Source organism: Streptomyces sp. DSM 15324, assembly GCF_001514285.1.
GTDB lineage: Bacteria > Actinomycetota > Actinomycetes > Streptomycetales > Streptomycetaceae > Streptomyces.
Genome location: NZ_KQ949028.1, coordinates 109,108 through 135,098 on the forward strand (window position 1 = coordinate 109,108; position 25,991 = coordinate 135,098).

Sequence of the window (25,991 nt, forward strand, 5' to 3'; positions counted from 1 at the left end):
AAGCGTGTGCTCACGGCTCCCGCAGCAGTGCCGTGACCTCGATGCGGCCGATGCGGCGCAGCGCCAAGCCCAGTGCGAGTGCGGAGAGGGTCACGACCAGGCCGGCCAGCAGGGCGAGGGCATCGACGGGGACGGTGACCAGGGGCGGAGGAAGGGCGAAGAACAGGCCCAGGACGCGGATGGAGAGCACGCCGACGCCAAGGCCCAGGGGTATGCCGATCAGCAGGCTGCCGACCACGGCGACGGTGCCCTCGACGACGGGGCCGGTCAGGGCCTGTCCGGTATCTGCGCCGACCGTGCGCAGGACGGCGAACTCCCTTCTGCGTTCGAGGATCAGGAAGGCGCCGAGCAGCCCGACCCCCAGCGCGGCGACCGCGCCGGACGAGACGGCCTCGATACGGCTCAGACCGTCGAGGTTGAGCGCGGTCAGCCCGCGCTGCTGCTGCCGGACGCGTTCGGTGAGCGTGGAGACGGTGTAGCCCGCGGGTTTGCCCTCCCGCCGCATCCGGTCGGCGACCGCGCCGGGGCTGACTCCCGGGGCCACGCCCGCGAGATAGAAGTCCGGTGGAGGCACCGGCGCGGGGACTTCGGAGACGCTCATGACCATCTCGGAGAGGGGGTCGGTGGGCGGGAAGGCGCGGTAGACGCCGATCACATGCAGGTCGAGTTTCTGGGACAGGTCGAGGTCGTCCGGGAAGACGGTGACGGGGATGGTGTCGCCGGGGGCCACGCCGAAGTCCTGGGCGATCTCCTGGGAGACCAGTACGCCGTTCGCCCGGTGGGCCAGGGAGTCGAGCCCTACGCCCCGGGTGATCTGCGGCGCGGTGACGGCCGCCGAGCGGTACGAGGCGGGATCCACGGCCATGATCGTCTTACGGTCGCTGCCCGCGCGGGCCGGAACGGCGCGGATCGGTGTCATCGCCCGTACTCCAGGCCCTCCGTCGGGCGGCGGCTGTGTCACCTCGGTGGCGGGTGTGAACCGTAGATCGGCGCCGAACGATGCCTGGGCGTCCTGGTGAGCGGCAGTGCGGTAGGTGGCTGCGAAGGTCGCTGTCTGCGCGGCGAACGCCACCGCGAGTACTCCGAGGGTCAACGCCACGGCCGTACGGGACGGTCGGCGGCCCAGCCAGCGCAGCATGGTCCCCGGCCAGGTGGTCAGCGGCCGGGGCCGATCGGGCCTGCTCCAACGGGCGAGCAGCGCCAGCAGACCGCGTACGGCGAGCAGGGCCGTGCCGAGCCAGAGCAGCAGCGGTGCGAGCAGTACGTAGAAGGTCAGGGCCAGGGCCGGTCCCTGAACCGGGACCGGCTTCAGCCCGCCCGAGGCGAAGTTGCCGACGAGGATGCCCAGCCCGACGGCGAGAGCTACGGCGTCCAGATGGGCGCGGCGCCACAGCGGGGGCCGTGGCGGCGGCAGCAGGCGCCGGTCGACGACGAGCGCGGCCTTGCGTCCGGCCCGGACGAGCGGGATGAGGCGGGCGGCGGTCACCGAGGTGCCAACGAGGGCCGACAGTACGACGGCAACGGTCAGCGAGCCCGCCGGGATGTCGCGCCACGCGGGGTGTCCGACGACGCCGGACACCGCGGCGCCCGCTGCCACGAGACCGATGACAGTCCCGGCGGAACCGGCGAGCGTCCCCTGCTCGACGGCCAGCCGTACGAGGTGGGAGTCGGACGCGCCCCGCAGGCGCAGCAGTGCGTCCTCCCTGCGGTGGGCCTCGGCCAGTGCGGAGGCGGCGGCCAGGCCCAGGGCTGCCGACACCAGCACTCCGGGGATGCCGAGGAGGAAGAAGAGGGACCTGGCGTTGGTGGCGTCGGTGCCCGCTTCGAGGAGTGGTTCGGCCACGTTGTCGGCGACGAGGACGTCACCGGGTGCGCGGCGCTCGAGCGTCCGGCGCAGGGTGCCCGACCACCGCTCGGCGGCGGACGGGTCGGCGGGGTAGGTGCCGTGGTCGACGGCGACATGCGATTCCAGGCTCACCGGCGGCAGTTCGGACAGCCCCGGGTTGGTGATGGAGGTGGAGGGCCCCAGCGCGTGGCGGACGGCGGGCAGGACAGTCCGCCGGAAGGTTGCGTAGTCCATGACGATCGCCCGTGGCACCTCGGCGATGTCGCCCTGGACGTCTCCGGCGGGGATGGCGTACCAGGTCGTGGCATCCCGCAGGTCGGCCCGGCCCGCGACCGGCACGGACAGCCCGAGCGGCTTGTAGTCGCCGCGCAGGTCGACGGTGACCCGCCGCGCCCCGGAGAAGCCGGGTGAAGCAGCCACGGCGTCGTTGAGCAGCACCCCGGCCCGCAGGTCGCCGTACGCGTGCACCCACGGATGGTGCGCCAGGTATGCCGGGTCGACGGCGAACAGCCGCGCGCTCACCCGGGCCTGCGAGCCCGGCGCGGACACCACGACGTCGGCGGAGGCGAAGACGTCGGCCTGTTTCACCCCGTGCACGGTTTGCAGCTGCTGCCCGAGCCGTACGGGGTCGCTGTCCAGGGTCGTGGCGAGGGCGCGCATCTCCACCTGGATCGGCTGAAGGGCGACCCTCGTCATGGCGCGGGAGGCGTCGTCGACGTACAGGAGAGTCGCGGCCAGCGTGGCCACGGGGAGCGCGACGGCCAGTGCTGCCAGCAGCAGTCGCAGCGGCGCGCGGCGCGCGATCTGCAGGACGAGCCAGAACATGCCGCTCACTCCTTGGGTGACTCGTGTACGGGGGTGTCGAGCCGCCCCGAGTGGAGGCGGGCGCTCGCATCGGCGTGCCGGGCGACCTGCGGGTCGTGGGTCACCAGCACCACCGCGGCTCCGCGTTCCCGGGCCGCAGCCAGCAGCAGGCGGACCACGGACGCGGCGGTCGTCGAGTCGAGGCTGCCGGTCGGCTCGTCGGCGAGGATCAGGGCCGGTCCGTTCACCAGTGCCCGGGCGATGGCCACGCGCTGCTGCTGACCGCCGGAGAGCTGGTCGGGCAGTTTGGCGCCCTGGTCCTCCAGGCCGACGAGGGCGAGGGCTTCGGCGACCCGAGTCCGCCGGGCGCCCGGCGCGACACCGTCGAGCAGCAGCGGAACCTCGATGTTCTCGGCGGCCGTCGCCTGCGGCAGCAGGGCCAGCCCCTGGACGACGAACCCGCAGGTGCGCCGTCGGAAGCGGGCCCGTTCACTCCCGTGCAGCGTCTGCCAGTCCGTCCCGGCGACACACGCACGGCCCTGGTACCCGGTGTCGAGGCCGCCGAGGATGTGGAGCAGGGAGGTCTTGCCCGCCCCGCTGGGACCGGTCACGGCCACCACCTCGCCGGCCGACACGGTCAGCGACACCTGGTCCAGGCTCTTCAGCTCGCGCCGCCCGTCGCGATGGACGCGGGTCACACGCTCGGCGCGCACCGCCGGGGGCTCGGTCCGAGCCTTGGCCGAGGACGCGGAGGGGAACTCTGGCGGGCATTCGGGCGCCGGTTCACTCGATGACGATTCCATCGCGCATCCTCAGACGTAGGTCCGCCCGTTCCGTGACGGACGGATTGTGGGTGACCGTCAGAATCGCCGCGCCCTCGTCGTCCCGTACGCGAGCCAGGATGTCGAGGACACCGGTGGCGGTCCGCGCGTCCAGCTCGCCGGTGATCTCGTCGGCGAGCAGCACGGTGGGCCGGGCCGCGAGGGCGACAGCGATCGCCACCCGCTGCGCCTCGCCGCCCGAGAGCTGCCCCACCGGCTGTCGCGCGCGGTCGGACAGGCCCAGGCTGTCGAGCAGCTCGCGTACGCGACTGCGGATGTGAGGCGCAGGCCGCCCGTCCAGGCGCAGCGGGAGGGCGATGTTGTCCCCCACATCGAGCAGCGGATGGAGATTGTCGCGCTGCAGCACCATGCCGATGCGGCGTCGGCGTCGCTGGGCGCGTTCCGCGGGCGGCAGGCGGGTGATGTCCTCGCCATCGATGACGACGCGGCCACCGCTCGGTTCGAGCAGGCCGCCCAGGACATGGACCAGGGTGCTCTTGCCGCTGCCGGACGGGCCCATCAGGCTGGTCCAGGTGCCCTCGGGCAGAGCGATTTCCGCTCCCCGCAGGGCGACGGTCTCCAGGTCGCGCTCGCGGTAGATGACGTAGAGCCCGTCGGCTTCGACGGCCGCCGCGGTGGACATCAGCCGCGCCTCTCGACGAGTGCGATGTGTTCGTGGTGGCCGCTGCGGACCCGGTCGGCCAGGACCAGTCCGACGCCCGGTGCGTACGACTTGTGGTCGGCCTTGTCGGGGTTGAGCGGGTCGGTGTCGTTCGTCACGACGACGTTTGTGAACCGCCCCACCGGCACCTTGACCGTGGCCGTCGTACGCAGCACCTTCGCCATGTCCTCGGCCTCGCCGGGCCGGTACTCCTGGCGGTAGCTGTCACCGGGCCTGGGGTGCGCCTTCATGACGACGCCCGGCTGAGCGGTGTCCACGCCGGCCTCCCACGAGCCCTTGGTGCTGGTGAGGTTGCCGTTGGTGTACTCGCCGGTGGCCTCGCCGAAGTACCAGACATCGCCGGCGGCGGACTGCGCGTACCAGTCGGTGGTCTTCTCCACCAGGGCCCCGTTGCTCGTCACGGTGTCCCGGACGACCGTGCAGCGCACGCCCATGATGACGCGCGTCTCCTTGGTGATGACCACCTCGTCGCGCTGGGGACGTCCGTCGCGGGTCCCCTCGTACACCAGCGTGGTGCCGACCGGGAGCGAGAAGTACCGGTTGGTGACGCGGTTGCTGAACTTGGCCGGATCGATCACGGGGTGGTACGCCCGGTCACGCGGTGCGGTCGATGACGGAGCGGAGGGGGCCGGAGCGGGGCTGGACGAGGTGCCCGAGCCGCCGGATGGGCCGGCACCGGAACTGCAGGCACCGACGGCGATACCGGAGCCGATCAGGACGCCGATCATGGTCAGCAGGGTGGGTTTGCGGGTCATGGCTCCTCCCCAGGGCCTGGTGAACCCACAGCGTGTGCGGCCCCGGGTAAGCGCCCATTAAGAGAGAGCCCGTTCGGGAGGTGACGGCCGTCTCTTGCCGCTCTCTTACTGGGGCGAGGTAAAGTCAATGCAAAGTGGTAGTCAGGGGAGGTGTCGTCATGACAGCTCGCCAGTCGGCCCGGGTTCTTGTCGTGGAGGACGAGACCGCGCTCGCCGAGGCTCTGGCCGAGGGCCTGCACCAGGACGGTTTCGCCGTGGAGACGGTGGAGGACGGCCTGCTCGCCTGGGACCGGCTGCTGCACCGTACCTATGATCTGATCCTCCTCGACCTGATGTTGCCGGGGCTGGGCGGCCTGCCGCTGTGCGCCCGGCTGCGTGACACGGGCGTGGCGACCCCCGTCCTGGTGCTGACCGCCCGCAGCGCCGAACCCGACCAGCTCCGCGCCTTCGACACGGGCGCCGACGACTTCCTGGCCAAGCCCTTCTCCTACCAGGTGCTGCTCGCCAGGGTGCGGGCGCTGATCCGCCGTACGACGAAGGCCGACGCCCGGATCCTCACAGCCGGTGACCTCGTACTCGACCGGGGCGCCCGCAGTTGCCGCCGTGACGGGACCGAAATCGAGCTGACCCCCCGGGAGTTCGCCCTTCTGGAATTGCTCATGGCTCGGGCCGGGCAGGTTGTCACCCGGCGATCGGCCCTGGACGAGGTGTGGGACTTCGCGCTGGAGGAGGAGTCGAAGGTGCTCGATGTCTACATCGGCTACCTGCGGCGGAAGGTCGACCTGCCGTTCTCTCGGCACGCGGTGCAGACCGTGCGCGGTGTCGGCTACCGGCTCGATGCCGGCGGCGGATAGGGCCGGGGGAGTTGTCCGTCGTGGCCGGCCGCATTGCCGACGGAGCGTCGCGACCACAGGGACGGTTGGGGTGGTCGGGGCGGCTGCTCCGATGCCGGCCGAGCGGTATTCGTGTGCGCCTGACGCTGCTTGCCGTCCTGGTGGTCGGAGCCGGTCTGGTGCTCGCCTCGGTCGTCGTACTCGCCCTCGTCAGGAACGACCTCAACGGCAATGCCCGCTCGGCGGCCACGGAGCGGGCACAGGACACGGCGTCCCAGCTGACGTCCGGTGCACTGCCGGTGCTGCCCGGCACCAACGAGGACCGTCCGGTCCTGCAGATCGTCGACCAGCACGGAACAGTGCTCGCCGCCAGCCCCGAACTGCGCGGCCTTGGCCCCCTGTTGCCACAACGCCCGACGGATCATGCGGTCGGCAGCCGACTGCGCCGGCTGCCGATAGGTGACGGCGCTCCTTACTGGGCGGTCGGTGTCCCGGCCCACCTTGCCGGCCGCCCGGTGGCCGTCTATGCGGCTGCCTCACTCGAACCTGTCGGAGAAGGCGTGGACGCCGCGCTCTCCGCATTCCTTGTCGCGAGTCCGGTGATCCTGGTCGTCGCCGGAGGTACGGCCTGGCTGCTGGTCGGGCGGGCGCTGCGTCCGGTAGAGGCCATGCGCCGCCAGGTCGCGGAGATCACCTCCAGCGAACTGGACCTTCGCGTACCCGAGCCGCCCGGTACGGACGAAATCGGGCGGCTCGCAAGGACGATGAACGCCATGCTGGAGCGGCTGCAACAGGCAGGCGAGCGACAGCGCCAGTTCGTCAGCGACGCCTCGCACGAACTGCGCAGCCCGCTCGCGGTGCTGCGGACGCGTACGGAAGTAGGGCTGGCCCACCCGGCGGCCACCGAGTGGCCGGTCTTTGCCCGTGACGTGCACCGCGAGGTGGGGCGACTGGATCAACTCGTCGAGGAACTGCTGGAGTTGTCGCGGTCGGGCAACGGTAACGGCGCTGCTCCCGCTTCGTCGGTGGACCTCGACGAGCTGTTGCTGACCGAGGTCGAGGCGATCCGTGCCCGCGGTCAAGTGGACGTCGACCTGTCTGGGCTGTCGCCGGTCCGCGTTCAGGGCTACCCGCAGCAGCTGCGGGCTGTTGTACGCAACCTGCTCGACAACGCGGAACGGCACGCGCACGCCAGGATCGCCGTACGTCTGTTCCCCGTCGGGGATGGGAGTGGGCGCGGGTACGGGAACGCCGGCCGAGTCGAGGCGGACCCGGCTGCCGAGCTGGTCGTGGCCGACGACGGTCCGGGGGTCGACCCCACCCACCGCGAGCAGGTCTTCGACCGGTTCTTCCGCGTCCAGTCCGCCCGCGACCGGAACTCCGGCGGCGTCGGGTTGGGCCTTGCGATCGTCCACGACGTGGTCACCTCTCACGGCGGCCGCGTGTGGGTCGCCGATTCTCAGACCGGCGCCGAGTTCCACGTGCGGCTGCCCGTGATTCCTCCAGGGGCGTTGCCGTGATTCATCGGTGTCGTAGGTGCCTCTCCGCCAGCCCGGGTGGGCGGCGTTCCCCAGGGATGCCGTGGTGATCGTCATGGGGTTGGCGGTGACGGCGATCAGGTACATGTGCTGGTCCGTGCTGGTGGGGAGCGCGCGGTGGCAGCCCTGTGGTCGTACGGCGTACACAGCGGTGCTGTGCGGGGCGAGGGTGGCGGGCGCGGCGGTGACGGTTGCGCGAGCATCGCCTGGGTCCGGGCCGAGCGGGTGCCGATGAACAGGCTGGCCGTGGCGATCAGCGTCATGCCCCGGTGCCACTGCTGAGGAGTGTCGGCGTTGCCGGTGATTTGGGGACGAACGGGGGCGGACGGGGAGCGTCACGCCACCCCACTCTCGTCTCGACGGTATGGGAGCTTATGTCCACCTTCTCCGCTCTTGAAAGTGGCCTGGTGATCATTTTTGGGAGGCGGGTCACGGGCCGGAGCCGCCCGGCCGACTGGGCTTGGGCGGCTCCCTGAGCGATGAGTGCGGCTCAGCCGTTCGGTCCTGCTGGGGTCGTGGTGGTCTTGAAGCCCTCGGTCTTGTTGGCCTGGAGGGCGAAGTCGTTGGTGAACGTCTTGCTGAGGTCCACCGACCCCTTCACATTGCCGACCAGTTTCTCCGTCGCCAGGGAGGTCTTCGGACCGCCGGCCGGCATGAGGCCGTCAGGGAGGAACTGCCCCTTGTCCTCGGTCAGGGCCGAGATGTAGTCGGCCTTGGTCACCAACTGGTTCGACACGTACGACGCGGGCAGCTTGTTCGCGATGTCGGTCGCGCTGTGGGTGTTGATCCAGTGCATGGTGGCGACGAGCGCGTCGACGACCTTCTGCACCGTGTCCTTGTGTGAGTTCACCCAGTCGGTGCGGGCGAGCACACTGGCCGCGGGATAGGCGCCGCCCATCGCCGCCGTGGCACCCTGCGTGGTGGCCAGGTCGATCGCGGAGGTACCGACGCCCTTCTTCTGGATCGCGGCGACCGTGGGCTGCGTCGTCATGACGCAGTCGACCTTCCCGTTCTGCAGCGCGGCGATGGCGGTGGAGCCCGCGCCGACCGCGATCCGGTGGAACTGGCTGGTCTTGATGCCCTTCTTGGCGGCCAGGAACTGGGTGAGGGTGTCGGTGCCCGACCCCAGGTCGGTGACGCCGAGGGTCTTGCCCTTGAAGTCGGCGCCCGAGGTGACGCCCGACTTCTTGGTGCACATCTCTCGCTCGCCCGGTGCACCGGACAGCTGGACGACGTCCTCGACGGCCTTGCCCTTGGCCTGGAACTCGATGGTGTGGTTGTACCAGGCGCCCGCCATGTCGACCTGCCCCGAGGCCATGGCTTCCTCGGCGCCGACACCGCCGTCCTGCTCGGTGCTGAGCTGGACGTCGACGCCGTACTTCTTGTAGAAGCCGAGTTGCCGGGCGAGCTGGTACGGCAGGTAGATCTGCTTGTCGAGGCCGCCGGCCATGAGCTTGACGGTCGGCGTGGAGCCCGAACTGCCGGTCGAGGCGGAGGAGTTGCTGGAACAGGCGCTGGTGGTGCCGAGGGCGAGAACGGCGAGGACGGACGCGGCGACGGCGGCGGGTCGTCTGGACATGGCTGATCACATTCCTTTGCTGAGGGTGCTGAGGGTGCTGAGGGAAGGAGGGGGGGAAGGGCGAGGTGTCAGATGGTGTTGGCGGCCTCGGACGGGGCCGGCGGGCGCCAGGACAGCAGCCAGTGCTCGAGCTTGCCGATCAGCCACTCGGCGCCGAGCACGATGACCGAGATGACGAGCATCGTGGCGAACACGCCGTTGGGGTCGAAATTGTTCTGCGCGGTCTTGATGACCAGGCCGAGACCGCTCTGCGCGCCCAGCACCTCGCCGACCAGCGCGCCGACGATGGCGAAGCCGAAGGCGCTGTGCAGGCTGGCGATGATCCAGGTGAGCGCGGAGGGCACGGTGACGTGCCGGATTGTCTGCAGCTGCGAGGCGCCGAGGACCTTGGTGTTGGCGAGGATGTTGCGGTCGACCTCGCGGACGCCCTGGAAGGCGTTGAAGAAGACGATGAAGAACACCAGCACGGCGGCGAGCAGGATCTTCGGCAGCACACCGATGCCGAAGGCGACGATGAAGATCGAACCGAGGACGATCCGCGGGATCGCGTTGACCATCTTGATGTAGGGGCCGAGCACGTCGGCGAGGAAGCGGCTCTGACCGAGCGCGACGCCGAAGACCACTCCGGTGACGGCCCCGAGGGCGAAGCCGGCCAGCGCCTCCTGGATGGTGGTCCAGATGTTGGCGTAGAAGGACCCGAACTCGGTGCCGTGCCGGAACAGGTCGACCAGCCGCTGGGCGATGCCGGACGGCTGCCCGAAGAAGAACTTGTCGACGATCCCCCAGGCGGTGAAGGCCTGCCAGCCGCCGAGGACGAAGGCCGCGAGACCGATGCGCCCAGCCCACACCAGTGCGGTGCGCCGCCGGACGGCGCTCCTGGCGGCGGCCGCGGCCGAGATGGGTGAGTCGCCCTTGACCGGGGCCATGGAGACGGTGGACGTCGTGCTCATGCCGTACCTCCTGCGGTGCGTGCGTAGGCGCGCTCCACCTCCTCGCGCAGCGAGTCCCAGATCTGGTGCTGAAGTTCGATGAAGCGGGGCTGGAAGCGGATCTCCTGGACCGAGCCGCGCGGGCGGGGCAGGTCGATGTCGAAGACCGCCTTGACCGAGCCGGGGCTGGACGTCATGACGACGACCCGGTCGGCGAGCGCCACCGCCTCGTCGAGGTCGTGGGTGATGAAGATGACCGACGGGCGGATCTGCTCCCACAGACCGAGCAGCTCGGTCGACATGATCGCCTTGGTCTGCACGTCCAGGGCGCCGAACGGCTCGTCCATGATCAGGATCCGGGGTTCGTTGATCAGCGCCGCGGCCATCGCCACGCGCTTGCGCATGCCGCCGGAGAGCTGGTGCGGGTAGCGGTCCTCGAACCCCGTCAGGCCCACCCGGCGCAGCCAGTCACGGGCCGAGGCCTGGGCCTGCTGCTTGGGCACCCTGCGGAAGACCGGGCCCATCAACACGTTGCCGAGGACCGTCTTCCAGGGCAGCAGCGCGTCGCTCTGGAACATGAAGCTGACGCCTTCGGTGACGCCGTCCACCTCACGGCCGCCGACCTTGACCGATCCCTCACTGGGCCGGTCGAGCCCGGACACCATGCTCAGCGTCGTCGACTTGCCGCAGCCGGTCGGGCCCACCACCGCGCAGAACTGGCCCGGCTCCACGGTGAACGAAACGTCCTGCAGCGCCGTGAACACCTCACCCGCGGGAGTCAGAAACCGTTTGGTGAGTCCTGAAATCTCGACTCGTGCGCTGTCCCGGCCGGTCTTCTCGGCGCCGGGGCTCGTCGCAACATCGTTTCGCGAAGCCATCTGAGGCTGTCTCCTTCCTGACCTCGGAGGTCGAGGAAGGCAGACGCTAGGGGCCGGCGGGTGTTACGTCGCTGTTTCATCCGTATCCCGCGTTAGTCGTGTTAGCCATGCTTTTGCTCGTTCTGCTCAGCGGTCGGGGGTGGGCAGAAGGCCGGTGCCGGGAGCACAATCACGCCACCACGGGTACGGCGCAGGGGCCGCGCCCGGGCCCCGTACGACAGGCAGAGGCACCCGTGAGACGCATCCGTATCCCGATCGGCCGCGGTGGGAAGGGGCGGCTCTCCGCGCGAATTCTGGCCAACCAGCTGGCCATCCTGGCGCTGACCGGGCTGATCGGTTTCGTGCTGTTCGCCTTCGCGCAGCGCGGCGAGATCGACCGTGCCTACGAGAAGCGAGCCCTGGCCATCGCCGAGACCACGGCCGCGGAACCACAGATCCGCCGCGCCATGCAGTACGGGGGCGGTGGCGACGTCGTACAGACGGTGGCCGAAAGAATCCGCAAGGCGTCGGGCGCGTCGTACGTGGTCGTGCTCGACCTGCGCGGTATCCGCCACTCGCACCCCGACCCGGCACTGGTCGGTGAACCGACGGGGGACCGGATCGTGGTGCTGGACGGCAGGACGCATGTCGGCACCGACCAGGGCGCGACGGGGCGTTCCGCCAACGGCAAGGCCCCGCTGTACGGGCCCACCGGAAAGCTGGTCGGCGAGGTGTCCGCAGGGATCCCCGAGCACTATGTGCTGGGTGAGCTGTGGCGTGAGCTGCCCACCTTCGGCCTGTACAGCGCCATCGCCGTCGCGCTCGGCTCGACGGCCGCGTTCCTGCTGGCCAGACGGCTCAAGCGGACGACGTTCGGGCTGGAGCTGGAGGAGATCGCCGGGCTGTTGCAGGACCGGGAGGCGATGCTGCACGGAATCCGTGAGGGAGTCGTCGCCTTCGACCCGGACGGCCGGATCACGCTGGTCAACGACGAGGCACGCGACCTGCTCGGACTGGGGACCGCGCTCGGCAGCACGCTGGCGGAAGTCCTGCCCGACGGGCGGCTGCGCCGCGCCTTGGACGGCACCCTGGTGGGCAGCGACATCAGCGTGCTCACCGACGACCACTGCCTGGTCGTCAACCGGATGCCGGTCGCCCTCCACGGACGGGAACTGGGTGCCGTGGTCACCGTGCGCGACCGCACCGAGATGATCGGGCTCTTGCGCGAGCTGGACTCGGTGCGCGGGCTGACGGACGCGCTGCGCGCCCAGCAGCACGAGTTCACCAACCGTATGCACACCGTGGCAGGGCTGCTGGACATCGGCGACCACGACGCCGCCTACGAGTTCGCCGTCGACACGGCCGGCGCCGAGCAGGCGCTGACCGAATCCGTACGGGAACGGATCGGCAACCCGCTGCTCGTGGGACTGATCGTCGCCAAGATCACGGTGGCCGCGGAACGCGGGGTGCGGATCGTCCTCAGCGAGGACTCCGCCCTCGGCGAGGACCCGCCGCATCTGCCTCGGCTGCTGACCATCATCGGCAACCTGCTGGACAACGCGATCGACGCGTCCGCGACCGGATCGGCTCCCTCGGGCGGTGCCGAGGTCTGTCTGTCGCTGATCGAGGCCGTCGACGCGGTGCGGGTGGAGGTGGCCGATACCGGCCCCGGCATCCCGCCGGACACCGCCGAGTCCATCTTCGAGGACGGCTGGTCGACCCGTCCGGACCGCGGCACCGCCCGGCGCGGCCTCGGCCTGGCGCTCGTCCACCGGCTGGTGCAGCGGCACGGCGGCACGATTGCCGTCAGTGAAGGGCCCGGCGCCGTCTTCACCGTCATGCTGCCGGTGCCCGATACCGCGCCCGGCCCACGGGGCGCGCTCTTCACGACCGCTTCACCGGTACTGGACGGCGTGGCAGGCGGTGATCGCTGGTGATCCGGACCCTGGTGGTGGACGACGACTTCCGAGTGAGCCGCATCCACTGCGACTACGTGTCCCGCGTCCGGGGCTTCGAGGTGGTCGGCCAGGCAGCGACGGTGGCCGAGGCGCTGGCCGCGGTGCGCCACCTCCACCCAGACCTGCTGTTGCTCGACATCTTTCTGCCGGACGGCAGCGGACTGGACGTGCTGCGCCGGCTGAGCGGTGACGAGGGCGGCGACCGCCCCGACGCCATCATGATCACCGCCGACCGGGACATCACCTCGGTACGGATCGCGATGAAGCTCGGCGCCGTCGGATACCTGGTCAAGCCCTTCGGCGCGCCCGACCTCGCCGAGCGGCTCACCGCCTACCGGGAGCTCCAGCACCGTATGGACGCCCTGGGTACGGTCCCCGAGACCGACCAGGCTGACGTGGACGCTCTGTTCAGCGCCGCCCGGCCGCCGGCCGTGCCCCGTGTCCCTGCGAAGGGCCACTCCGCGCCGACGCTTGCCCTGCTGCACCAGACCCTGCGCGGCGCGCACGACGCTCTGTCGGCTGCGGAGGCCGCCGAACGCACCGGCGTCTCCCGCGCCACGGCCCAGCGCTACCTCTCCTACCTGGTCAGGGAGGGCATGGTCCGGCTCGAACTTCGCTACGGGACCACCGGCCGCCCCGAGCACCTCTACCGCATCACGCACTGAGCGGACGTTGTTGTTCATCGAGCCCGTTCACGGTGACGCGGGGCAGGGCGGGTGCCGACGACCCGCTGCCTGCACGACCCGGCTCGCGGCTGTCTTCTGCAGCAGCCCGTAGGCGAGCACTGGCAGGAGCAGGTGTGGTTTGTCGGGCAGCGTGGTGGTGATCAGCACCGCGCTCGCGCTGCTGTTGTTCATGCCGCAGGCGAGCGTCAGCGAGGAGGAGACGGGGCCGTCCAGATGCAGGAGCCGCGCGGCGGTCCGGCCCAACGCGAAGGACAGCAGGCAGACGAGCGCAGCCACGGCCAGTGCGGCGGCGAACAGGAGGGGGCGTGGGTGGGCGAGGAAGGAGCTCAGGGCGCCACTGGCGTTGACGTAGGTCAGGACGAGCGATCCGGCCAGCGCCACGGGCACGATCACGCGCAGGACCCGGTTGAGCCACGTCGTCGGCAGCGCGAGTCGGAGCAGGATACCGACGGCACAGGGGAGGACCACGGTGACGAGGGCGAAGCCGCCGTTGGCCGTGCGGCCGGTCGTTGCGAGCGTGTCCGCGTAGCTCTCGTCCAGGAGCGGCACCAAAGTGGTGATGACCAGCGGGATGGTGAGCGGGCTGAGGAGGGTGGAGGCGAGGACGAGTCCCACCATGGTGGGTTGGTCACCGTCACCCTTGCCGGTCCAGACGGTGGCTCCGGCGGCCACAGGCATCGCCACGATCAGGATCATCACGGTGATCAGTCCGCTGCCGCCGTCGCTGTCAGGGGTGCGGTGCAGTCCGAACGCGACGACGGGGATGACCAGAAGCGGGATCACGAGGTGGAGGACCATCCCGGCCAGCAGGGCGGTCGGCTTGCGGAGCAGGCGGCCCAGTTCGCGGACCGGTACCTGGAGTCCGGCGGAGAAGAGCACCAGGGACAGCAGCAGCGGGGCGGTGCTCAGGGGCAGGCCGGTCACCGTGCCGATCGGCACGGTGTGGTCGCTGCGCAGCCACAGGCCGGGGCCGGGCAGGAGGAGGGCGGCGACGTAGGAGAGCACTACGGCCCGGCCGAGCCGGTGGCGCAGCCAGGCCGTCACCCGGTCGGCAGGCGGTGGGGAGGCTGGCGGACGGTTCAAGGCGGACTTCTTCCATGGCGGCGGAGGGGACGGGGCGGAACGCCGCTATGCAGGCGCCGTGATCACGAGTCGTCATGGCACTCATGGTGCTCGGGTGAGGCGGATGGGGCAGCCGGTGACGCACGGCAGTCAGGATGCGTTCAGGTATCCCGTGGCACGGTCGGGCCTCATGCCATACGAGACCTCACAGACGCCCGGGCTCTCGGCGGCCGACTCCCAGGTGTCACCGTCCGGTCGCCGACTGGGCTGGAACAAGGTGCCCGAAGTCACCGTCTACTTCTGGGTCATCAAGGTGCTGTGCACGACGGTCGGCGAGACCGCGGCCGACCTGCTCAACGAGAAGGCCGGTCACTGCTGGCGGTCGTCCTGGTGGTGCAGTTCCGCGGCGTGAGCGGACCCTGTCCATCCACCACATCGACACCACGAGCCGCGAGTCCTACTACTGGCTCGCCGTGCTGTTCACCTTCGCCCTCGGCACCGCGGCCGGTGACCTGGTCTCGGAGCGCATGGACCTGGGCTACTGGCTCTCCGCGGTCCTGTTCGGCCTGGCCATCGCCGCAGTCGCCCTCGCGCACCTCAAGCTCGGCCTGGACGCGGTGTGGAGCTTCTGGATCGCCTACATCCTCACCCGTCCGCTCGGCGCGTCCATCGGCGACCACCTCTCCCAGCCCACCGGCGACGGCGGCCTGGGCCTCGGCACCGTCATCACCAGCGCCCTGTTCTTGACGGTCATACTCGCTCTGGTCGTGTATCTCTCCGTGACCCGAAGGGATGTGACGGAGCCTCAGCGCGGCACGCGGCCTGAGCAGGCACGCGGCAGGCGTTCAGGATGCGTTCAGGTTTACGCTGCCAAGGTCGGTTGCGGCGATCACTCTTCGAGGTCGCCTCATGGCACAGGGCGCTCGTCCCCATCGCGGGGCGGGCGCCCTGCCGTTACAACCGCATAGGAGCCCCCCACCTTGCAGCAACCGGAAATGTTCACCGATCTCGACGTCGCGAGCACGACCAAGTCGGTGATGAAAAAGCTCCCCGAGGTCACGCTGGCGTTCTGGATCATGAAGATCGCCGCCACCACCCTCGGCGAGACGGCCGGCGACCTCTTCGCGCAGACCCTCAAGCTCGGCTACTTCCTCACCACGATCGCGCTGTTCCTCGTCTTCGTGGTGACGCTGGTCGTCCAGCTCAGGTCCAGCCGCTACCACCCGTTCTTCTACTGGACCGTGATCCTGTCGACCAGCATGGCCGGCACCACGACGTCCGACTTCATGAACCGCGACGCCAGTACCAAGTACCTCTCGGGCGGCACCACTTCACTCGGCTGGGGACCGCAGGGCCTGGGTCTCGGCTACCCCACCGGCGCCGCGATCCTCATCTCGATGCTGCTGATCATCTTCGCCGTCTGGAAGGCGACCGGCATGACCTTCCAGATCCGCGACATCGTCACCTTCCGCGGCGAGGCCCTGTTCTGGTCTGCAATCCTCGTCTCCAACACCCTCGGCACCTCGATGGGCGACTTCCTCTCCGACAGCTCCGGCCTCGGCTATGCGGGCGGCGCGCTGCTCGTGACCGGGGCGCTCGCCGTCCTCGTCGTCCTGATGAAGGTGCCCGCCGTCCCGAACGTGCTTCTGTTCTGGATCGCCTTCGTCCTCACCCGCCCGCTGGGCGCCACGGCCGGTGACTTCCTGACCAAGCCGGTCGCCAAAGGAGGCCTGGATCTCGGTACCGCGGGCTCCTCGGCCGTGCTGCTGGCCGTTCTGGTCGGCCTGATGGCCTATGCACAGGTCCAGGAGCGCAGGACCGCCGTCCCGCGCACACCGGAGCGGGAGACGGTCGCCCAGCAGGCCGACTGAGTCCGGTCACCCGGCGGGCAGGTCGACCAGGAAACGTGCCCCGGGTGTGTGCTCGGGGTCGTGGGAGACCTCGCCGCCGACGGCGCGGGCCAGGCGCCGCGCGAGCGGCAGTCCCAGGCCCGCCCCGTCGTGCCCGTCGTCGGAGTCCGCGCGCCGGCCGGGCTGGAAGAGATGGTCGAGGAACTCCTCCGGTACGCCAGGACCGTCGTCGGTGACGTCGATGCGGACGCCGCTGGGCAACTGCCGTGCGGACACGGTCACCGTGGAGTCGGCATAGCGAACGGCATTGGCCAGCAGCGGGCTGACGATGCGTTCGAGAAGAGCGGAAGCGACGCCCGCCTCAAGCTCCTGGTCCGGCACGTCGACGACGGTCTTCAGCTGCTTCCGTGCGTCGAGGTCCTCGACCAGCCGCCGTAGCACGGGAGCGACAGCGGCGGCACCCACGGCCGTGCCGGTGGTCTGCCCGCCTTCGCGGGCGTCGTTCAACAGCGTGTCGCAGATGGTGCGTATGGACTGGGCGGCCTCCGCGATCACCTCGTGGGTGGCGTCGGTCTCGGCCGCCGAGCGCGGGCGGGCCCGCCACCAGTCGAGCTCGACGACGATCCGGGTGAGCGGGGTGCGCAGTTCGTGGGACAACTCCCCGGTCAGCTGCTGCTCGTGACGCAGCACGGTGCGGATACGGTCCAGCAGTGCGTCCAACGAGGTGCCCAGGCGGGCCAGTTCGGCCGGCTGGTCCTCGGCGCCGAAACGCTGGCCGGAACCGACGGCGCTCCACTGGGTGGCCTGGTCGGTCATGGTGCGCACGGGGCGCAGCGCCCGCCCGACGGCCAGCCGCGTCAGCGCGTAGGTGCACGCGAGCATGACAGCGTCCAGGATCAGCGAGCCCGACAGCAGGGTGCCGGCGGAGCTGCGGTACGGGGCGAGATCCACGGCCGTGACGACGATGGCGGTGCTGCGAAGGCCGGTCACGGGTCGGGAGCACAGGCGGACGAAACGGGGGTTGTCGGTGTGCACGGTCGCGCAGACCGGCCTGCCCCGCCCGGCGAGCCGGTCGGCGGCCTGGGTCAGCGCGCTGTCGGCTGCGGCGGACGGTGGTTTCTCCAGCAGGCGTGTCCCGGTGTAGATCCACACGTTCGCGTCGAGCAGGCTGTCGTTGACGGTCTCCAGGACCCGCACTCGGGGCCCGCTGGTGTCGACGGTGGTGGCGACGGCGGCGGCGCGGTTGCGTAGTTCGTCGTCAGCCTGGTGCTGGAGGTGCCGGTCCATCGCGGTGTTGAACGCGACGGTCAGCACGGTCATCAGGAGCGCGGCGGTGGTCAGCGCCACGAGCGAGAGCCGACCGCGCAACGTGCGGGGCGCCAGTCGGCGCGCGAGCCGGTTCATGACAGCCGGTGCCCGATCCCGCGTGTCGTGGTGAGGCCGAGGCCGCTGCCCGCTTCGCGCAGCTTGCGGCGCAGTCGGCTCAGATACTGGTCGAGGGTGTTGTCGCTGACCTGGGCGCCGTCCGGCCAGGCGGCCCTGACCAGGTCGCGGCGGGATACGAGGGTCCCGCCTGCGGCCATGAGCGTGGCCAGCAGACGGAACTCCGTGGGAGACAGGTCGATGTCGACGTCGCCGACGTGCGCGCTGTGCCGGGTCGCGTCCAGGACCAGGTCTCCGGCGGTGGCCACGGCCGCGGGGGCGGCCCGTTTGAGTGCGGCCCTCAGCCGGGCGACGAGTTCGGCGAGATGGAACGGCTTGGGCAGGTAGTCGTCGGCTCCGGCGGAGAACCCGGACAGCCGGTCCGTGAGGTGATGGCGGGCCGTCAGGAAGATGATCGGGGCGGCGAACCCGCCCGCACGCAGCGCCTGGCACACGTCCCGGCCGTCCGCGTCGGGCAGCCCGACGTCCAGGACGACGGCCGCGATGTCGTCCGTGGCCAGCCGCAGGGCGGTGGCGCCGTCGGCGGCGGCCACGGGGTCGAAGTCCTCGTCGAGCAGGCCGCGACGCAGCACGTCACGCAGGGCGTGATCGTCCTCGACGACCAGGATCTTGTGGCGCATGGTCCTCCGTTGGAATGTCCGGCGCACGGGGCGTACCAGAGACGAACGATGCGGGCAGCCATCGGGTCATCGCGTACAGGCACACTCCGAGCCATCCGGTGGCGAACAGCCAGCCGCCGATGACGTCGGTGAACCAGTGCACGCCGAGATAGACCCGGGACAGGCCCACCAGCACGCCCCAGCACCCGATGACGACCCGGAGCGGGGTGGCGCCGCGCGGGGCGCGCAGTGAGACCGCGACGATCAGCAGTCCGGCAGTGAGGGCCGCTGTGGTGGTGTGTCCCGAGGGGAACGCCCAACCGCCCGCGGACGCCGCCCAGCCGGCACGGGCGGGACGTGGCCGCTGGACGGCTTCCATCACCCCGTAGCGCAGCGCCTGACCGGCTCCCAGACAGGCAAGGCCCAGTGCGGCGGCCCCCATCCGGCGCCGTGCGGTTCGTCCCGCGACCATGCCGGCCAACACGGTGAGGACGTAAGGGGCGGCACCGCTGCCGGTATCGGTCACCCCTCGGGCCAGAGCCCCGGCGACGTCCGGCCGATGGCCGAGCGACCAGGCCAGGAAACCGTTGTCCGGCCACAGCTGAGCGCCGTCCTGGCCGATCACCACCATCGTGAGGACGCCGAACGCCACCCAGGCGCCGAGACCGACCATCCCGGCCAGGTCGGCGGCGTCGCGCCGGTTCATGAGGCGCTCAGCAGTCGGCGCAGGCGGCCGGAGCCGATCCACCGGGCCACCGATCGCGACCACCGTCGCAGTGCGAGCATCGCCATCAGTGCGACGAGGCCACCGACCAGCACGCCTGCCAGGACGTCGTGCGGATAGTGCGCGCCGACCCACACCCGCGAGACTGCCATCGCCAGGGCCGCGACGACCGCGGCCGCCCCCAGCCGACGCGAGACGAAGAGCAGGGCTACGGCAGCGGCGGCCGCGATCGCCGCGTGGTTGCTGGGGAAGGACCAGTCGCCGGGCGCCGGACATGTCTCCAGGGTCTTCACTCGAAGGCTCTGGCACGGCCGGTCCTCGCGCATCGCCAGCTTCACCAGGGCATCCACGCCGTACGCGACGACCACGACCACCGGGACGGCCAGCGCCCTCACCGCAGCCGCATCTCCGCCCCGTCGAGCGAACCACCAGCCCACGACCGCGAGCACGGCGAAGACCGCGAGCCCGTACGTCGACCAGAACGACACCGCTCCGTCCAGCCAGGACGGCGCATGCCGGGCCAGTCGCACCACATCCAGATACGCGGTGCCGTCGACAGACGACCCGTCGAAAGCCATGATCACCGGTGTCCCCCCTCGGGCCGGCCGTCCCGCCGTGCCCTGTACGCCTCGGCGGCCAGGGGGATCAGCGACACGAAAATGATCAACGCGACCAGCGGGAGCAGGTAGCGGTCGACGTTCGGGATCGACGAGCCCAGCGCGTACCCCGCGAGGGTGAGTCCGAGGCTCCACACGAGGCCGCCGATGATCTGCCACAACGTGAACGTGCGCACCGGTACCTCCAGCGCGCCGGCCATCGGGTTGAGTACGGTCCGCACCACCGGCACGAAACGGGCCAGCGTGATCGCCTTCGCATGTCCGTATCGCTCCAGCAGTTCCTCGGCGCGTTTCGCACCCTGGTGCAGACGCTGCGAGCGGCTACGGGCCAGCAGTGCTCCGCCCGCCTTCCGGCCGAGCACATAGCCGCACTGGGCTCCGGCCAGGGCGCCGGCCGCCGCAGCGATCAGGAGTGGTCCCAGCGACAGGTGCACACTCGACTCCGCCGAGCCCGTGCACAGCAGACCGGCTGTGAAGAGCAGCGAGTCGCCCGGCAGGAAGAAGCCGACCAGCAGCCCTGTCTCGGCGAACATCACCACTCCGACGCCCAGCACGCCGAACGTCGCCAGCAGCGAATGAGCGTCCAGCACGTTCACGGCCAGCTGTGATGCCGGATGGAACGGTGTGGTCATGGCGAGGAGGCCTTTCCGGCAGGTGATCTGGTGTCTGCGATTCGCCCAACCACGTGTACCTGGCCTGGAGGGAACCGCACTCGCCGAGCCTACATCTACAAGATGTAGTAGATGTTCTGTGGGTGGCCGGATGCAAACGGCCACTCAAACGGAGCACGAGGCGGAGGAGACGGGCGTCATGGCTGACACCTATCGCACAGGGACCGGCACCTGGACTCTGCGGCGTGGGGCCACGAACTCGACGGCGCCGCCCCCGACCCCGGTCCGGGTGTCCGGTGTCCCGGGCGCCGGGCCCCAGCAGTTGCATCGCGGGATGACCCTCGTGGCCGCGATCAGCCTGTTCATCGGGACACGGGCCGCCTGGACGACCGCGATGGCCTCACGTCCGGCGGTCGCCGGCGTCATTTCCGTCTGTTACGCCTCGATCCTCGTCTGCGCCGTTCTCAGCCTCCTCGTACGGAGCCGTCGCGCGCTGATCAGGGTCGACGTCGTCGTACTGATGACCGCCGTCGCGCTGGTGATCTGCGGCTACCTGCTCGATCACGCGGGCACCGACGAGGGAGTGCTGACCGCCCAGGCGGCGAACGAGATCCTGCACGGCCATCCCGTCTACGGCCGGCCGTGGCCCTGGCTGTTCGGCTCGCCGCGCGTCGGGATCACCAAGACCATGTCCGGGGGCGCCGACTACACCTACGGCTACCCGCCGCTGACCGCGCTGCTCGCGGCACCGGTGCACGCCGTCGTCCACTCGACGGCGGCCGCCACCCTGGTCACCACGGCTGCGCTGCTCGTCTCCTCGGTCCTGCTGTGGTTCTTGCTTCCGGCACCCTGGAGGTCAGCCGCCACCGCGGTCTGTTTCGGTTTCGGCCTCCTGCCCCACTACGCCTACGCCGGCTATCCGGCGATCACGGCTCTCGCCCTGCTCGTCCCCGTGGTGGTCCGCTGGCCCGCCACCGGTGAGGGCGGCCGTCTCGGCTCGGGGGGAGTGGTGCGGGCGGCGTGCCTGGGCGCTGCCTGCGCGGCCCAGCAGCTCGCCTGGTTCCTCGCCCCGTTCCTGCTGATCGGCCTGTATGCCGTCCGGCGCGGGGAACTCGGGCCGCGGCGGGCTCTGGCGGTGACCGCCCGCTACACGGCTGCCGCCGCTCTCACCTGCGCAGCGGCCAATGCCTACTTCGCCATCGAGGGCTTCTCCGCCTGGCTGCAGGGCGTACTCCTGCCGCTCGACCAGAAGGCGATCCTGCACGGCCAGGGCCTGATGGGCATCTCCTACTACTTCACCGACGGCAGCGGCCGCCTCGACTTCTACTCCTACGGCAGCCAGCTGCTCCTGCTCGGCCTGCTGGCCGCCACCCTGCTGTTCGTCCGGCGTCTCGGCCCCGCCCTCACCGTCCTGCCATGGGTCGTGTTCTACCTCGCCACCCGCTCGCAGGACGGTTACTTCCTGATGATGACTCCACTGTGGCTCGCGGCCGCCGCCACCGTCCCGGCCGCCGCGTTCGCCACCGCCTGGCAGCCGCGACTTCCCCACGTCTTCGGCCGTGCGAAGGCTGTCTTGGCGGGCGGATTGCTCGCCCCCGCCCTGGTGTGCGTCGCGATCGCCGCGGCGAGCCCGCCGCCCCTGCGCATGAGCCTCTCGCCGCGCTTCGCCACGCACCACGCGCGCGTGGGCGTCACCGCCATCGACGTGCGGGCCGTCAACACCACCGGTACGGCGCTCACCCCGCACTTCGCGAGCCGCACCGGCCAGGGCGCCTCCAACTGGTGGACCATCTCCTCCGGCCCCGCAGTGCTCGCCCCGCACGCCTCCGCCGAGTACCACGTGAAACCCGCGGGAGGGTTCCGCGCCCTGCCCGGTGGCCACGGTCCCGGGACCTATCTCATCGCCGTCACCGGTACCCCGATGACGATCACCACGGCCCACATCCCGGCTGCTCCTCCCGCGATTCAGTAGCGAGGGCGCCAGGCGGGCCTACACGCGCAGGCGCGCCTGGCGAAGCCGCGGCAGCTGCCGGCGAGGCGTGCTGCCGAGCCGGTACCCCGACTGTTCGGCGTTCGTGCTGGTCAGCTGTGGTCGCATAGCGGGCCGACGTCGTAACCCCGTTCCTGGCAGGTGTCGAGGATCCGGGGCAGTGCGCCGAGCGCCGAGCGCCAGGCGCCGGGGGCGGAGGTGCAGTCGGAGTCGTGGAGCAGGATCGTGCCGCCGCCGTCCAGGTCGGTGGTGACGGTGCGGTGGACGGAGTGCGGGGTGGCGCGTGCCGTCCAGTCCTCCCCCCAGCAGGTCCACAGCACCGGGGTCAGGTCGAGGCGGCGGGCCGCGAGGTGGGCCGCGGTGGACATGACGCCGTACGGGGGCCGGAAGAGCGAGGGCTGCCGTCCGGTGATCGCAGCGGCGGTGTCGCGGGCCCGGCGGAAGTCGTCGTAGGTGGCGCGCGGGCCACGCAGCAGCAGGGGGCGGTGCAGCCAGCCGTGGACGGCGACCTCGTGACCGGCCGCCGCGATCTCGCGGACCAGGCCGGGGGAGCGGTGTGCCTCGCTGCCGAGCAGGAAGAACGTGGCGTGTACTCCGCGTCCGGCGAGCAGCCGTAGAAAGTGCGGGGTGGAGCGGGGGTCGGGGCCGTCGTCGAAGGTCAGGGCGATGTGGTTGGTGCGGCCGCGGCCCGAGAGGCGGGGCATGAGGCGGTTGCGCAGCGGTCCGAAGGTGGAGACGACGGGTGCGGCGTGGGCGGCGGCGAGGAGGGGTACGGCGGCGCGGGCGGCCGTGCGCAGCGTCGGGGCGATGTTCACGAGTGGTCGTCCTCCGACGGGGAGGTGTGCTCCGGTGGGAAGCCGTCCGGGTCGAGGCGGTGGCTGATGGCGTGGATGAGGTCGGGACCGTCGTAGGTCGTCGCCACCCCGGTGGCGACGGCGCCGGCGCACACGACGGACGCGAGGACGGCCGTGGTGGCGAGCCGGCGCTTCGTCCGGTGCCGTTGTACAACCGGGCGGAAACCCCGGCCGGGGGCTCCTGACCGGTGCACGCGCGCAATCTCGGCCGTCGGGCAGCCGTCGGGGGACTGAGCGAACAGGGCGAGTCCCGTTGCCCGTTGCCGGCGTCCGAGCGGGCCGTCGATCAGGTCGCACAGCACCGCCTTGAGGTCGGCCGGGTCGCGTATCCAGACGGCCGCACCGGCCTCGTCCAAGGCGGCGGCGTTGGTCAGCCCGTGCCCGGGTATGCAGCGGTAACTGGCGACGGGCAGGCCGCAGGCGAATGCCTCCAGTGAGGTGAGCCCGCCGGCGTTCTGGACGAGGACGTCGGCGGCGTGCATCAGGGAGGGCATGTCGTCGACCCAGCCGAAGGCATGGTCGATGCCGTCGGCGCGCAGCTGTTCGGCCAGGGCCTCGTTGCGGCCGCAGACGACGACCGGGACGGCGGCGCCGCAGTCACGCAGCTCCCGGGCCACCGTACGGACCGGGCCCACCCCCCAGGACCCTGCGACCAGCAGAGCCAGCGGGGCGTGGGACGGCAGCCCGAACCTCTCCCGGGCGCGGCCACGCTCCCGTACGTCGCAGGGCCGGAAACGGGGGTCCGTGACCGGCCCGCGCACGCGCACGTCCCGGGCCCCGGCCGTGCGCGCCTGGGCGGCGGGCACGGCGTGGGCGGCGAGGTGGACGTCCACGCCCGGCGCGACCCACAGCGGATGCACCGAGAAGTCGGTCAGATAGGTGAGGACCGGCACGGCCAGTCGACCGTCCAGGCGCAGGTTGCCCAGGACTCGGCTGGCCCCGGGGTAGGTGGAGACGACGGCGTCGGTGCCCGGCGGCAGGGCGCGCAGCACCCGGTCCTGTGCCGTGCGCAGCAGCGCCCGCGCCACCGGGCCGCCGCCCCCGGCCCGCTCGGTGCTGGAGTAGATCCGCTGGTAGGCCCAGGGGGCCCGCACCAGCATCCGGTGGTAGCCCTCCTGGACCGTGCGGCCCAGGTGGGCGGGGAGCAGGTCCAGCAGGTCGAGCCGGTCCACGGCATACCCCTGCGCGGTGAGACGGCGGGCGAGCTCGGCGGCGGCACCGTCGTGACCGGCCCCGACGCTCGCGGAGACGATCGCGACCCGCCCCGCGCCGGGCGTGGCGGCGGACTGCGGAGGAGGGGCGCCCGTGGGTGTGTGTCTGGGCGCCGTGCTCGCGCGGTGGGGCATGGGTTTCCTCCGCAGGGACGGGAGCGATGGAACTCTACGAGTTGTAGTAGTTCGCGGTTCGAAGCCCGGAGCATACCTCCTACAACTAGTAGGAGGTGGGCGGGTAGTCTGTGCGGACAGTCGGCGAACGGAGGCATCCGGTGCAGGAACGAGGGGATGGCGGCGCTCGCGAGGCGTCCGGCAGGCGAGCCCGCGGCGAACTGGAGAGCGATGTGCTCGCCGCACTCTGGAGCGCCGACGGCCCGCTGACCGCCGGCCAGGTCCGGGAGGCGCTGCCGGGCGACCTGGCCTACACGACCGTCCTGACCATCCTGTCCCGGCTGTACGACAAGGAGATGCTCGTCCGCCACCGCGAGGGCCGCGGCTACGCGTACGAGCCGGTGCGCGACGAGGCGTCGCACACCGCCCAGCGCATGCGGTCGCTGCTTGAGGGTGGTTCCGACCGCGAGGCGGTCCTGGCCCGCTTCGTCTCGGAACTGTCCGAGCAGGACGAGCACGTGCTGCATCAGCTCCTGTCCGGGCACGACGCTCGCACCGGAGATGACCGCTCGGCGGGAAGGGCGTGAAGCCGTGCTGATCAGTGTCTACGTCCCTTTCGTAGTCGCGGCTGTGCTCGCCGTGCTCACGCCCCGACTGGCGCACGCGCTGCCCCCTCGCCGCGCTGCCTGGGCCCTGGCCTGCGCCGCGCTCGTGACCGCGATCGGCTGGGCGGGGGCACTCGCTTTGCTCGCCTTCACCGGCGTGGCACAGATTCCGGAAGTCGCGGAGGAGGGCCGCTGGTCCGTGGCCGCCCTGCAAGCCGAGGATCCGGTCTACCTCGTCGTTGCGGGAGGCAGCGCCCTCATGCTGGCCGTGAGCGTCGTCTCGCTGGGCGTGGCCGTCGTGGGACAGGTCCGCCTCATCGTCCGGGCGCGGCGGGAGTGCGCCCGGCTGCCGGAGGGCACGGAGCTGGTCGTGGTCGACGACGACGTCCCGATGGCCTTCGCGTTGCCCGGGTCGCCGGGCCGGATCGTGGTCTCCCGAGGAATGCTGCGCTCTCTCAGCGACGGCGAGCGCGAGGCCCTCCTCGCACACGAGCGTGCTCACCTGCGCTGCCGCCATCACCTCTTCCAGATCCTGTGGCGGCTCACGGCGGCCTTGAACCCGCTGCTGCGGCCGCTGGCCGTCGCGGGCGGATTCGTCCTGGAACGCTGGGCCGACGAAGAGGCCGCGCAGCGCGTCGGCGACCGAAAGATCGTCGCGCACGCCGTCGGGCGCGCCGCGCTGGCATCCGCCGGTACCTCGTTCCCGGCCGCACTGGCCGCGACCGGCGGGGCGGTGCCGCAACGGGTGCGGGCCCTGCTGGCCCCGCCGCCCCCGCGCCGGAGCCTCCCCCTGGTCGCGGGTGGCCTCCTGCTCGCTGCGTGCTGCGCGAGCCTCGCCAACGCTGCATCCGACAGCGATCAGATGGTGGACAGTGCGCAGTGCGCGGCGTACGCCGCCACGGCGAGCGCCCCGTCGGCCGGAGAACACCGGCATGGGCCCGACTTCTGCTTCGGGGAACACGATCGCCGGGAACTTCAGGAGCACCGCCCGTAACGAGGCGGCCGGACCTGTCGGCTACGCGT

Annotated in this window: 25 protein-coding genes; 10 read left to right on the forward strand and 15 right to left on the reverse strand. The window is 71.1% G+C overall.

The annotated features are described in order from the left end of the window. Positions 1-10: 10 nt before the first annotated feature. The 4 genes from AQJ58_RS20065 to AQJ58_RS20080 all read right to left on the reverse strand — a co-directional run bounded on the left by AQJ58_RS20065 (position 11) and on the right by AQJ58_RS20080 (position 4,908). Complete coding sequence (locus AQJ58_RS20065) at positions 11-2,671, reverse strand: ABC transporter permease (protein WP_067252020.1); 2,661 nt, start codon at positions 2,669-2,671, stop codon at positions 11-13. Positions 2,672-2,676: 5 nt separating this feature from the next. Next, complete coding sequence (locus tag AQJ58_RS20070; RefSeq protein ID WP_159056267.1) at positions 2,677-3,348, reverse strand: ABC transporter ATP-binding protein; 672 nt, start codon at positions 3,346-3,348, stop codon at positions 2,677-2,679. A gap of 85 nt (positions 3,349-3,433) precedes the next feature. Beyond that, positions 3,434-4,114, reverse strand: coding sequence for an ABC transporter ATP-binding protein (locus AQJ58_RS20075; RefSeq protein ID WP_067252023.1), 681 nt, complete (start codon positions 4,112-4,114; stop codon positions 3,434-3,436). Further along, positions 4,114-4,908, reverse strand: a complete 795-nt coding sequence (locus AQJ58_RS20080) for a hypothetical protein (protein ID WP_067252025.1) — start codon at positions 4,906-4,908, stop codon at positions 4,114-4,116. The genes AQJ58_RS20075 and AQJ58_RS20080 overlap by 1 nt, the downstream gene beginning before the upstream one ends. Positions 4,909-5,066: 158 nt before the next feature. On the opposite strand from AQJ58_RS20080, the gene AQJ58_RS20085 reads away from it, so the two are divergent. Then, positions 5,067-5,762 (forward strand): response regulator transcription factor, encoded by a 696-nt coding sequence (locus AQJ58_RS20085; RefSeq protein ID WP_067252027.1) that lies wholly within the window; start codon positions 5,067-5,069, stop codon positions 5,760-5,762. Between the two features lie 113 nt (positions 5,763-5,875). Continuing rightward, on the forward strand, positions 5,876-7,261 hold the full coding sequence (locus tag AQJ58_RS20090) for a sensor histidine kinase (protein WP_199844627.1): 1,386 nt from the start codon (positions 5,876-5,878) through the stop codon (positions 7,259-7,261). Positions 7,262-7,769: 508 nt separating this feature from the next. Here the strand turns inward: AQJ58_RS20090 and AQJ58_RS20095 are convergent. The 3 genes from AQJ58_RS20095 to AQJ58_RS20105 all read right to left on the reverse strand — a co-directional run bounded on the left by AQJ58_RS20095 (position 7,770) and on the right by AQJ58_RS20105 (position 10,665). Then, positions 7,770-8,858 (reverse strand): ABC transporter substrate-binding protein, encoded by a 1,089-nt coding sequence (locus AQJ58_RS20095; RefSeq protein ID WP_067252029.1) that lies wholly within the window; start codon positions 8,856-8,858, stop codon positions 7,770-7,772. A gap of 68 nt (positions 8,859-8,926) precedes the next feature. Further along, the gene (locus AQJ58_RS20100; protein ID WP_079079060.1) at positions 8,927-9,808 is read right to left on the reverse strand and encodes an ABC transporter permease; all 882 of its coding nucleotides are present in this window, start codon (positions 9,806-9,808) and stop codon (positions 8,927-8,929) included. Further along, positions 9,805-10,665 (reverse strand): ABC transporter ATP-binding protein, encoded by an 861-nt coding sequence (locus AQJ58_RS20105; RefSeq protein WP_067252031.1) that lies wholly within the window; start codon positions 10,663-10,665, stop codon positions 9,805-9,807. Before AQJ58_RS20105 ends, AQJ58_RS20100 begins: the two co-directional genes overlap by 4 nt. Before the next feature lie 233 nt (positions 10,666-10,898). On the opposite strand from AQJ58_RS20105, the gene AQJ58_RS20110 reads away from it, so the two are divergent. After that, positions 10,899-12,581: an ATP-binding protein gene (locus AQJ58_RS20110; protein ID WP_234360116.1), complete on the forward strand. Its 1,683-nt coding sequence runs from the start codon at positions 10,899-10,901 to the stop codon at positions 12,579-12,581. Further along, positions 12,578-13,267 (forward strand): response regulator, encoded by a 690-nt coding sequence (locus AQJ58_RS20115; RefSeq protein WP_067252032.1) that lies wholly within the window; start codon positions 12,578-12,580, stop codon positions 13,265-13,267. Before AQJ58_RS20110 ends, AQJ58_RS20115 begins: the two co-directional genes overlap by 4 nt. A 27-nt stretch (positions 13,268-13,294) precedes the next feature. Here AQJ58_RS20115 and AQJ58_RS20120 read toward each other — a convergent pair whose 3' ends face one another. Further along, complete coding sequence (locus AQJ58_RS20120) at positions 13,295-14,371, reverse strand: bile acid:sodium symporter family protein (protein ID WP_067252034.1); 1,077 nt, start codon at positions 14,369-14,371, stop codon at positions 13,295-13,297. Between the two features lie 169 nt (positions 14,372-14,540). Here AQJ58_RS20120 and AQJ58_RS45900 point away from each other — a divergent pair, with 169 nt between their 5' ends. The 3 genes from AQJ58_RS45900 to AQJ58_RS20135 all read left to right on the forward strand — a co-directional run bounded on the left by AQJ58_RS45900 (position 14,541) and on the right by AQJ58_RS20135 (position 16,221). Then, the gene (locus tag AQJ58_RS45900; protein WP_067252036.1) at positions 14,541-14,762 is read left to right on the forward strand and encodes a hypothetical protein; all 222 of its coding nucleotides are present in this window, start codon (positions 14,541-14,543) and stop codon (positions 14,760-14,762) included. 61 nt (positions 14,763-14,823) lie between these two features. Continuing rightward, the gene (locus tag AQJ58_RS45905) at positions 14,824-15,318 is read left to right on the forward strand and encodes a COG4705 family protein (protein WP_067252037.1); all 495 of its coding nucleotides are present in this window, start codon (positions 14,824-14,826) and stop codon (positions 15,316-15,318) included. Between the two features lie 12 nt (positions 15,319-15,330). Continuing rightward, complete coding sequence (locus AQJ58_RS20135) at positions 15,331-16,221, forward strand: COG4705 family protein (protein ID WP_079079062.1); 891 nt, start codon at positions 15,331-15,333, stop codon at positions 16,219-16,221. Between the two features lie 6 nt (positions 16,222-16,227). On the opposite strand, the gene AQJ58_RS20140 is transcribed toward AQJ58_RS20135, so the two are convergent. From AQJ58_RS20140 to AQJ58_RS20160, 5 genes are read right to left on the reverse strand one after another with little or no spacing between them, the layout of a single operon-like run. Further along, on the reverse strand, positions 16,228-17,604 hold the full coding sequence (locus AQJ58_RS20140) for a sensor histidine kinase (protein WP_067252039.1): 1,377 nt from the start codon (positions 17,602-17,604) through the stop codon (positions 16,228-16,230). Further along, entirely contained in the window at positions 17,601-18,263 is a 663-nt protein-coding gene (locus tag AQJ58_RS20145) for a response regulator transcription factor (RefSeq protein WP_067252041.1), read from the reverse strand. Before AQJ58_RS20145 ends, AQJ58_RS20140 begins: the two co-directional genes overlap by 4 nt. Beyond that, positions 18,217-18,948: a phosphatase PAP2 family protein gene (locus tag AQJ58_RS20150; RefSeq protein ID WP_067252043.1), complete on the reverse strand. Its 732-nt coding sequence runs from the start codon at positions 18,946-18,948 to the stop codon at positions 18,217-18,219. Before AQJ58_RS20150 ends, AQJ58_RS20145 begins: the two co-directional genes overlap by 47 nt. Then, positions 18,945-19,550 (reverse strand): phosphatase PAP2 family protein, encoded by a 606-nt coding sequence (locus AQJ58_RS20155; protein ID WP_067252044.1) that lies wholly within the window; start codon positions 19,548-19,550, stop codon positions 18,945-18,947. Before AQJ58_RS20155 ends, AQJ58_RS20150 begins: the two co-directional genes overlap by 4 nt. After that, positions 19,547-20,215, reverse strand: coding sequence for a DedA family protein (locus tag AQJ58_RS20160; RefSeq protein ID WP_067252046.1), 669 nt, complete (start codon positions 20,213-20,215; stop codon positions 19,547-19,549). Before AQJ58_RS20160 ends, AQJ58_RS20155 begins: the two co-directional genes overlap by 4 nt. A gap of 178 nt (positions 20,216-20,393) precedes the next feature. Between AQJ58_RS20160 and AQJ58_RS20165 the strand changes: the two genes are divergently transcribed. Next, positions 20,394-22,166, forward strand: coding sequence for a hypothetical protein (locus AQJ58_RS20165; RefSeq protein ID WP_324613791.1), 1,773 nt, complete (start codon positions 20,394-20,396; stop codon positions 22,164-22,166). Between the two features lie 110 nt (positions 22,167-22,276). Here the strand turns inward: AQJ58_RS20165 and AQJ58_RS20170 are convergent, their stop codons facing one another. Next, the gene (locus AQJ58_RS20170) at positions 22,277-22,999 is read right to left on the reverse strand and encodes a polysaccharide deacetylase family protein (protein ID WP_067252048.1); all 723 of its coding nucleotides are present in this window, start codon (positions 22,997-22,999) and stop codon (positions 22,277-22,279) included. Next, positions 22,996-24,384, reverse strand: coding sequence for a glycosyltransferase (locus AQJ58_RS20175; RefSeq protein ID WP_079079063.1), 1,389 nt, complete (start codon positions 24,382-24,384; stop codon positions 22,996-22,998). Before AQJ58_RS20175 ends, AQJ58_RS20170 begins: the two co-directional genes overlap by 4 nt. Positions 24,385-24,524: 140 nt before the next feature. Here AQJ58_RS20175 and AQJ58_RS20180 point away from each other — a divergent pair, with 140 nt between their 5' ends. Beyond that, on the forward strand, positions 24,525-24,950 hold the full coding sequence (locus AQJ58_RS20180; RefSeq protein WP_067252049.1) for a BlaI/MecI/CopY family transcriptional regulator: 426 nt from the start codon (positions 24,525-24,527) through the stop codon (positions 24,948-24,950). A gap of 4 nt (positions 24,951-24,954) precedes the next feature. Next, entirely contained in the window at positions 24,955-25,962 is a 1,008-nt protein-coding gene (locus tag AQJ58_RS20185) for a M56 family metallopeptidase (protein ID WP_067252051.1), read from the forward strand. Positions 25,963-25,991 lie beyond the last annotated feature (29 nt).

Bases quoted from the DNA above. Each gene is read 5' to 3' on its own strand.
- AQJ58_RS20065 (WP_067252020.1), bottom strand. From the start codon at position 2,671: ATGTTCTGGCTCGTCCTGCAGATCGCGCGCCGCGCGCCGCTGCGACTG.
- AQJ58_RS20075 (WP_067252023.1), bottom strand. From the start codon at position 4,114: ATGTCCACCGCGGCGGCCGTCGAAGCCGACGGGCTCTACGTCATCTAC.
- AQJ58_RS20080 (WP_067252025.1), bottom strand. From the start codon at position 4,908: ATGACCCGCAAACCCACCCTGCTGACCATGATCGGCGTCCTGATCGGC.
- AQJ58_RS20085 (WP_067252027.1), top strand. From the start codon at position 5,067: ATGACAGCTCGCCAGTCGGCCCGGGTTCTTGTCGTGGAGGACGAGACC.
- AQJ58_RS20095 (WP_067252029.1), bottom strand. From the start codon at position 8,858: ATGTCCAGACGACCCGCCGCCGTCGCCGCGTCCGTCCTCGCCGTTCTC.
- AQJ58_RS20100 (WP_079079060.1), bottom strand. From the start codon at position 9,808: ATGAGCACGACGTCCACCGTCTCCATGGCCCCGGTCAAGGGCGACTCA.
- AQJ58_RS20105 (WP_067252031.1), bottom strand. From the start codon at position 10,665: ATGGCTTCGCGAAACGATGTTGCGACGAGCCCCGGCGCCGAGAAGACC.
- AQJ58_RS45900 (WP_067252036.1), top strand. From the start codon at position 14,541: ATGCCATACGAGACCTCACAGACGCCCGGGCTCTCGGCGGCCGACTCC.
- AQJ58_RS20140 (WP_067252039.1), bottom strand. From the start codon at position 17,604: ATGAACCGGCTCGCGCGCCGACTGGCGCCCCGCACGTTGCGCGGTCGG.
- AQJ58_RS20145 (WP_067252041.1), bottom strand. From the start codon at position 18,263: ATGCGCCACAAGATCCTGGTCGTCGAGGACGATCACGCCCTGCGTGAC.
- AQJ58_RS20150 (WP_067252043.1), bottom strand. From the start codon at position 18,948: ATGAACCGGCGCGACGCCGCCGACCTGGCCGGGATGGTCGGTCTCGGC.
- AQJ58_RS20160 (WP_067252046.1), bottom strand. From the start codon at position 20,215: ATGACCACACCGTTCCATCCGGCATCACAGCTGGCCGTGAACGTGCTG.
- AQJ58_RS20165 (WP_324613791.1), top strand. From the start codon at position 20,394: ATGGCTGACACCTATCGCACAGGGACCGGCACCTGGACTCTGCGGCGT.
- AQJ58_RS20175 (WP_079079063.1), bottom strand. From the start codon at position 24,384: ATGCCCCACCGCGCGAGCACGGCGCCCAGACACACACCCACGGGCGCC.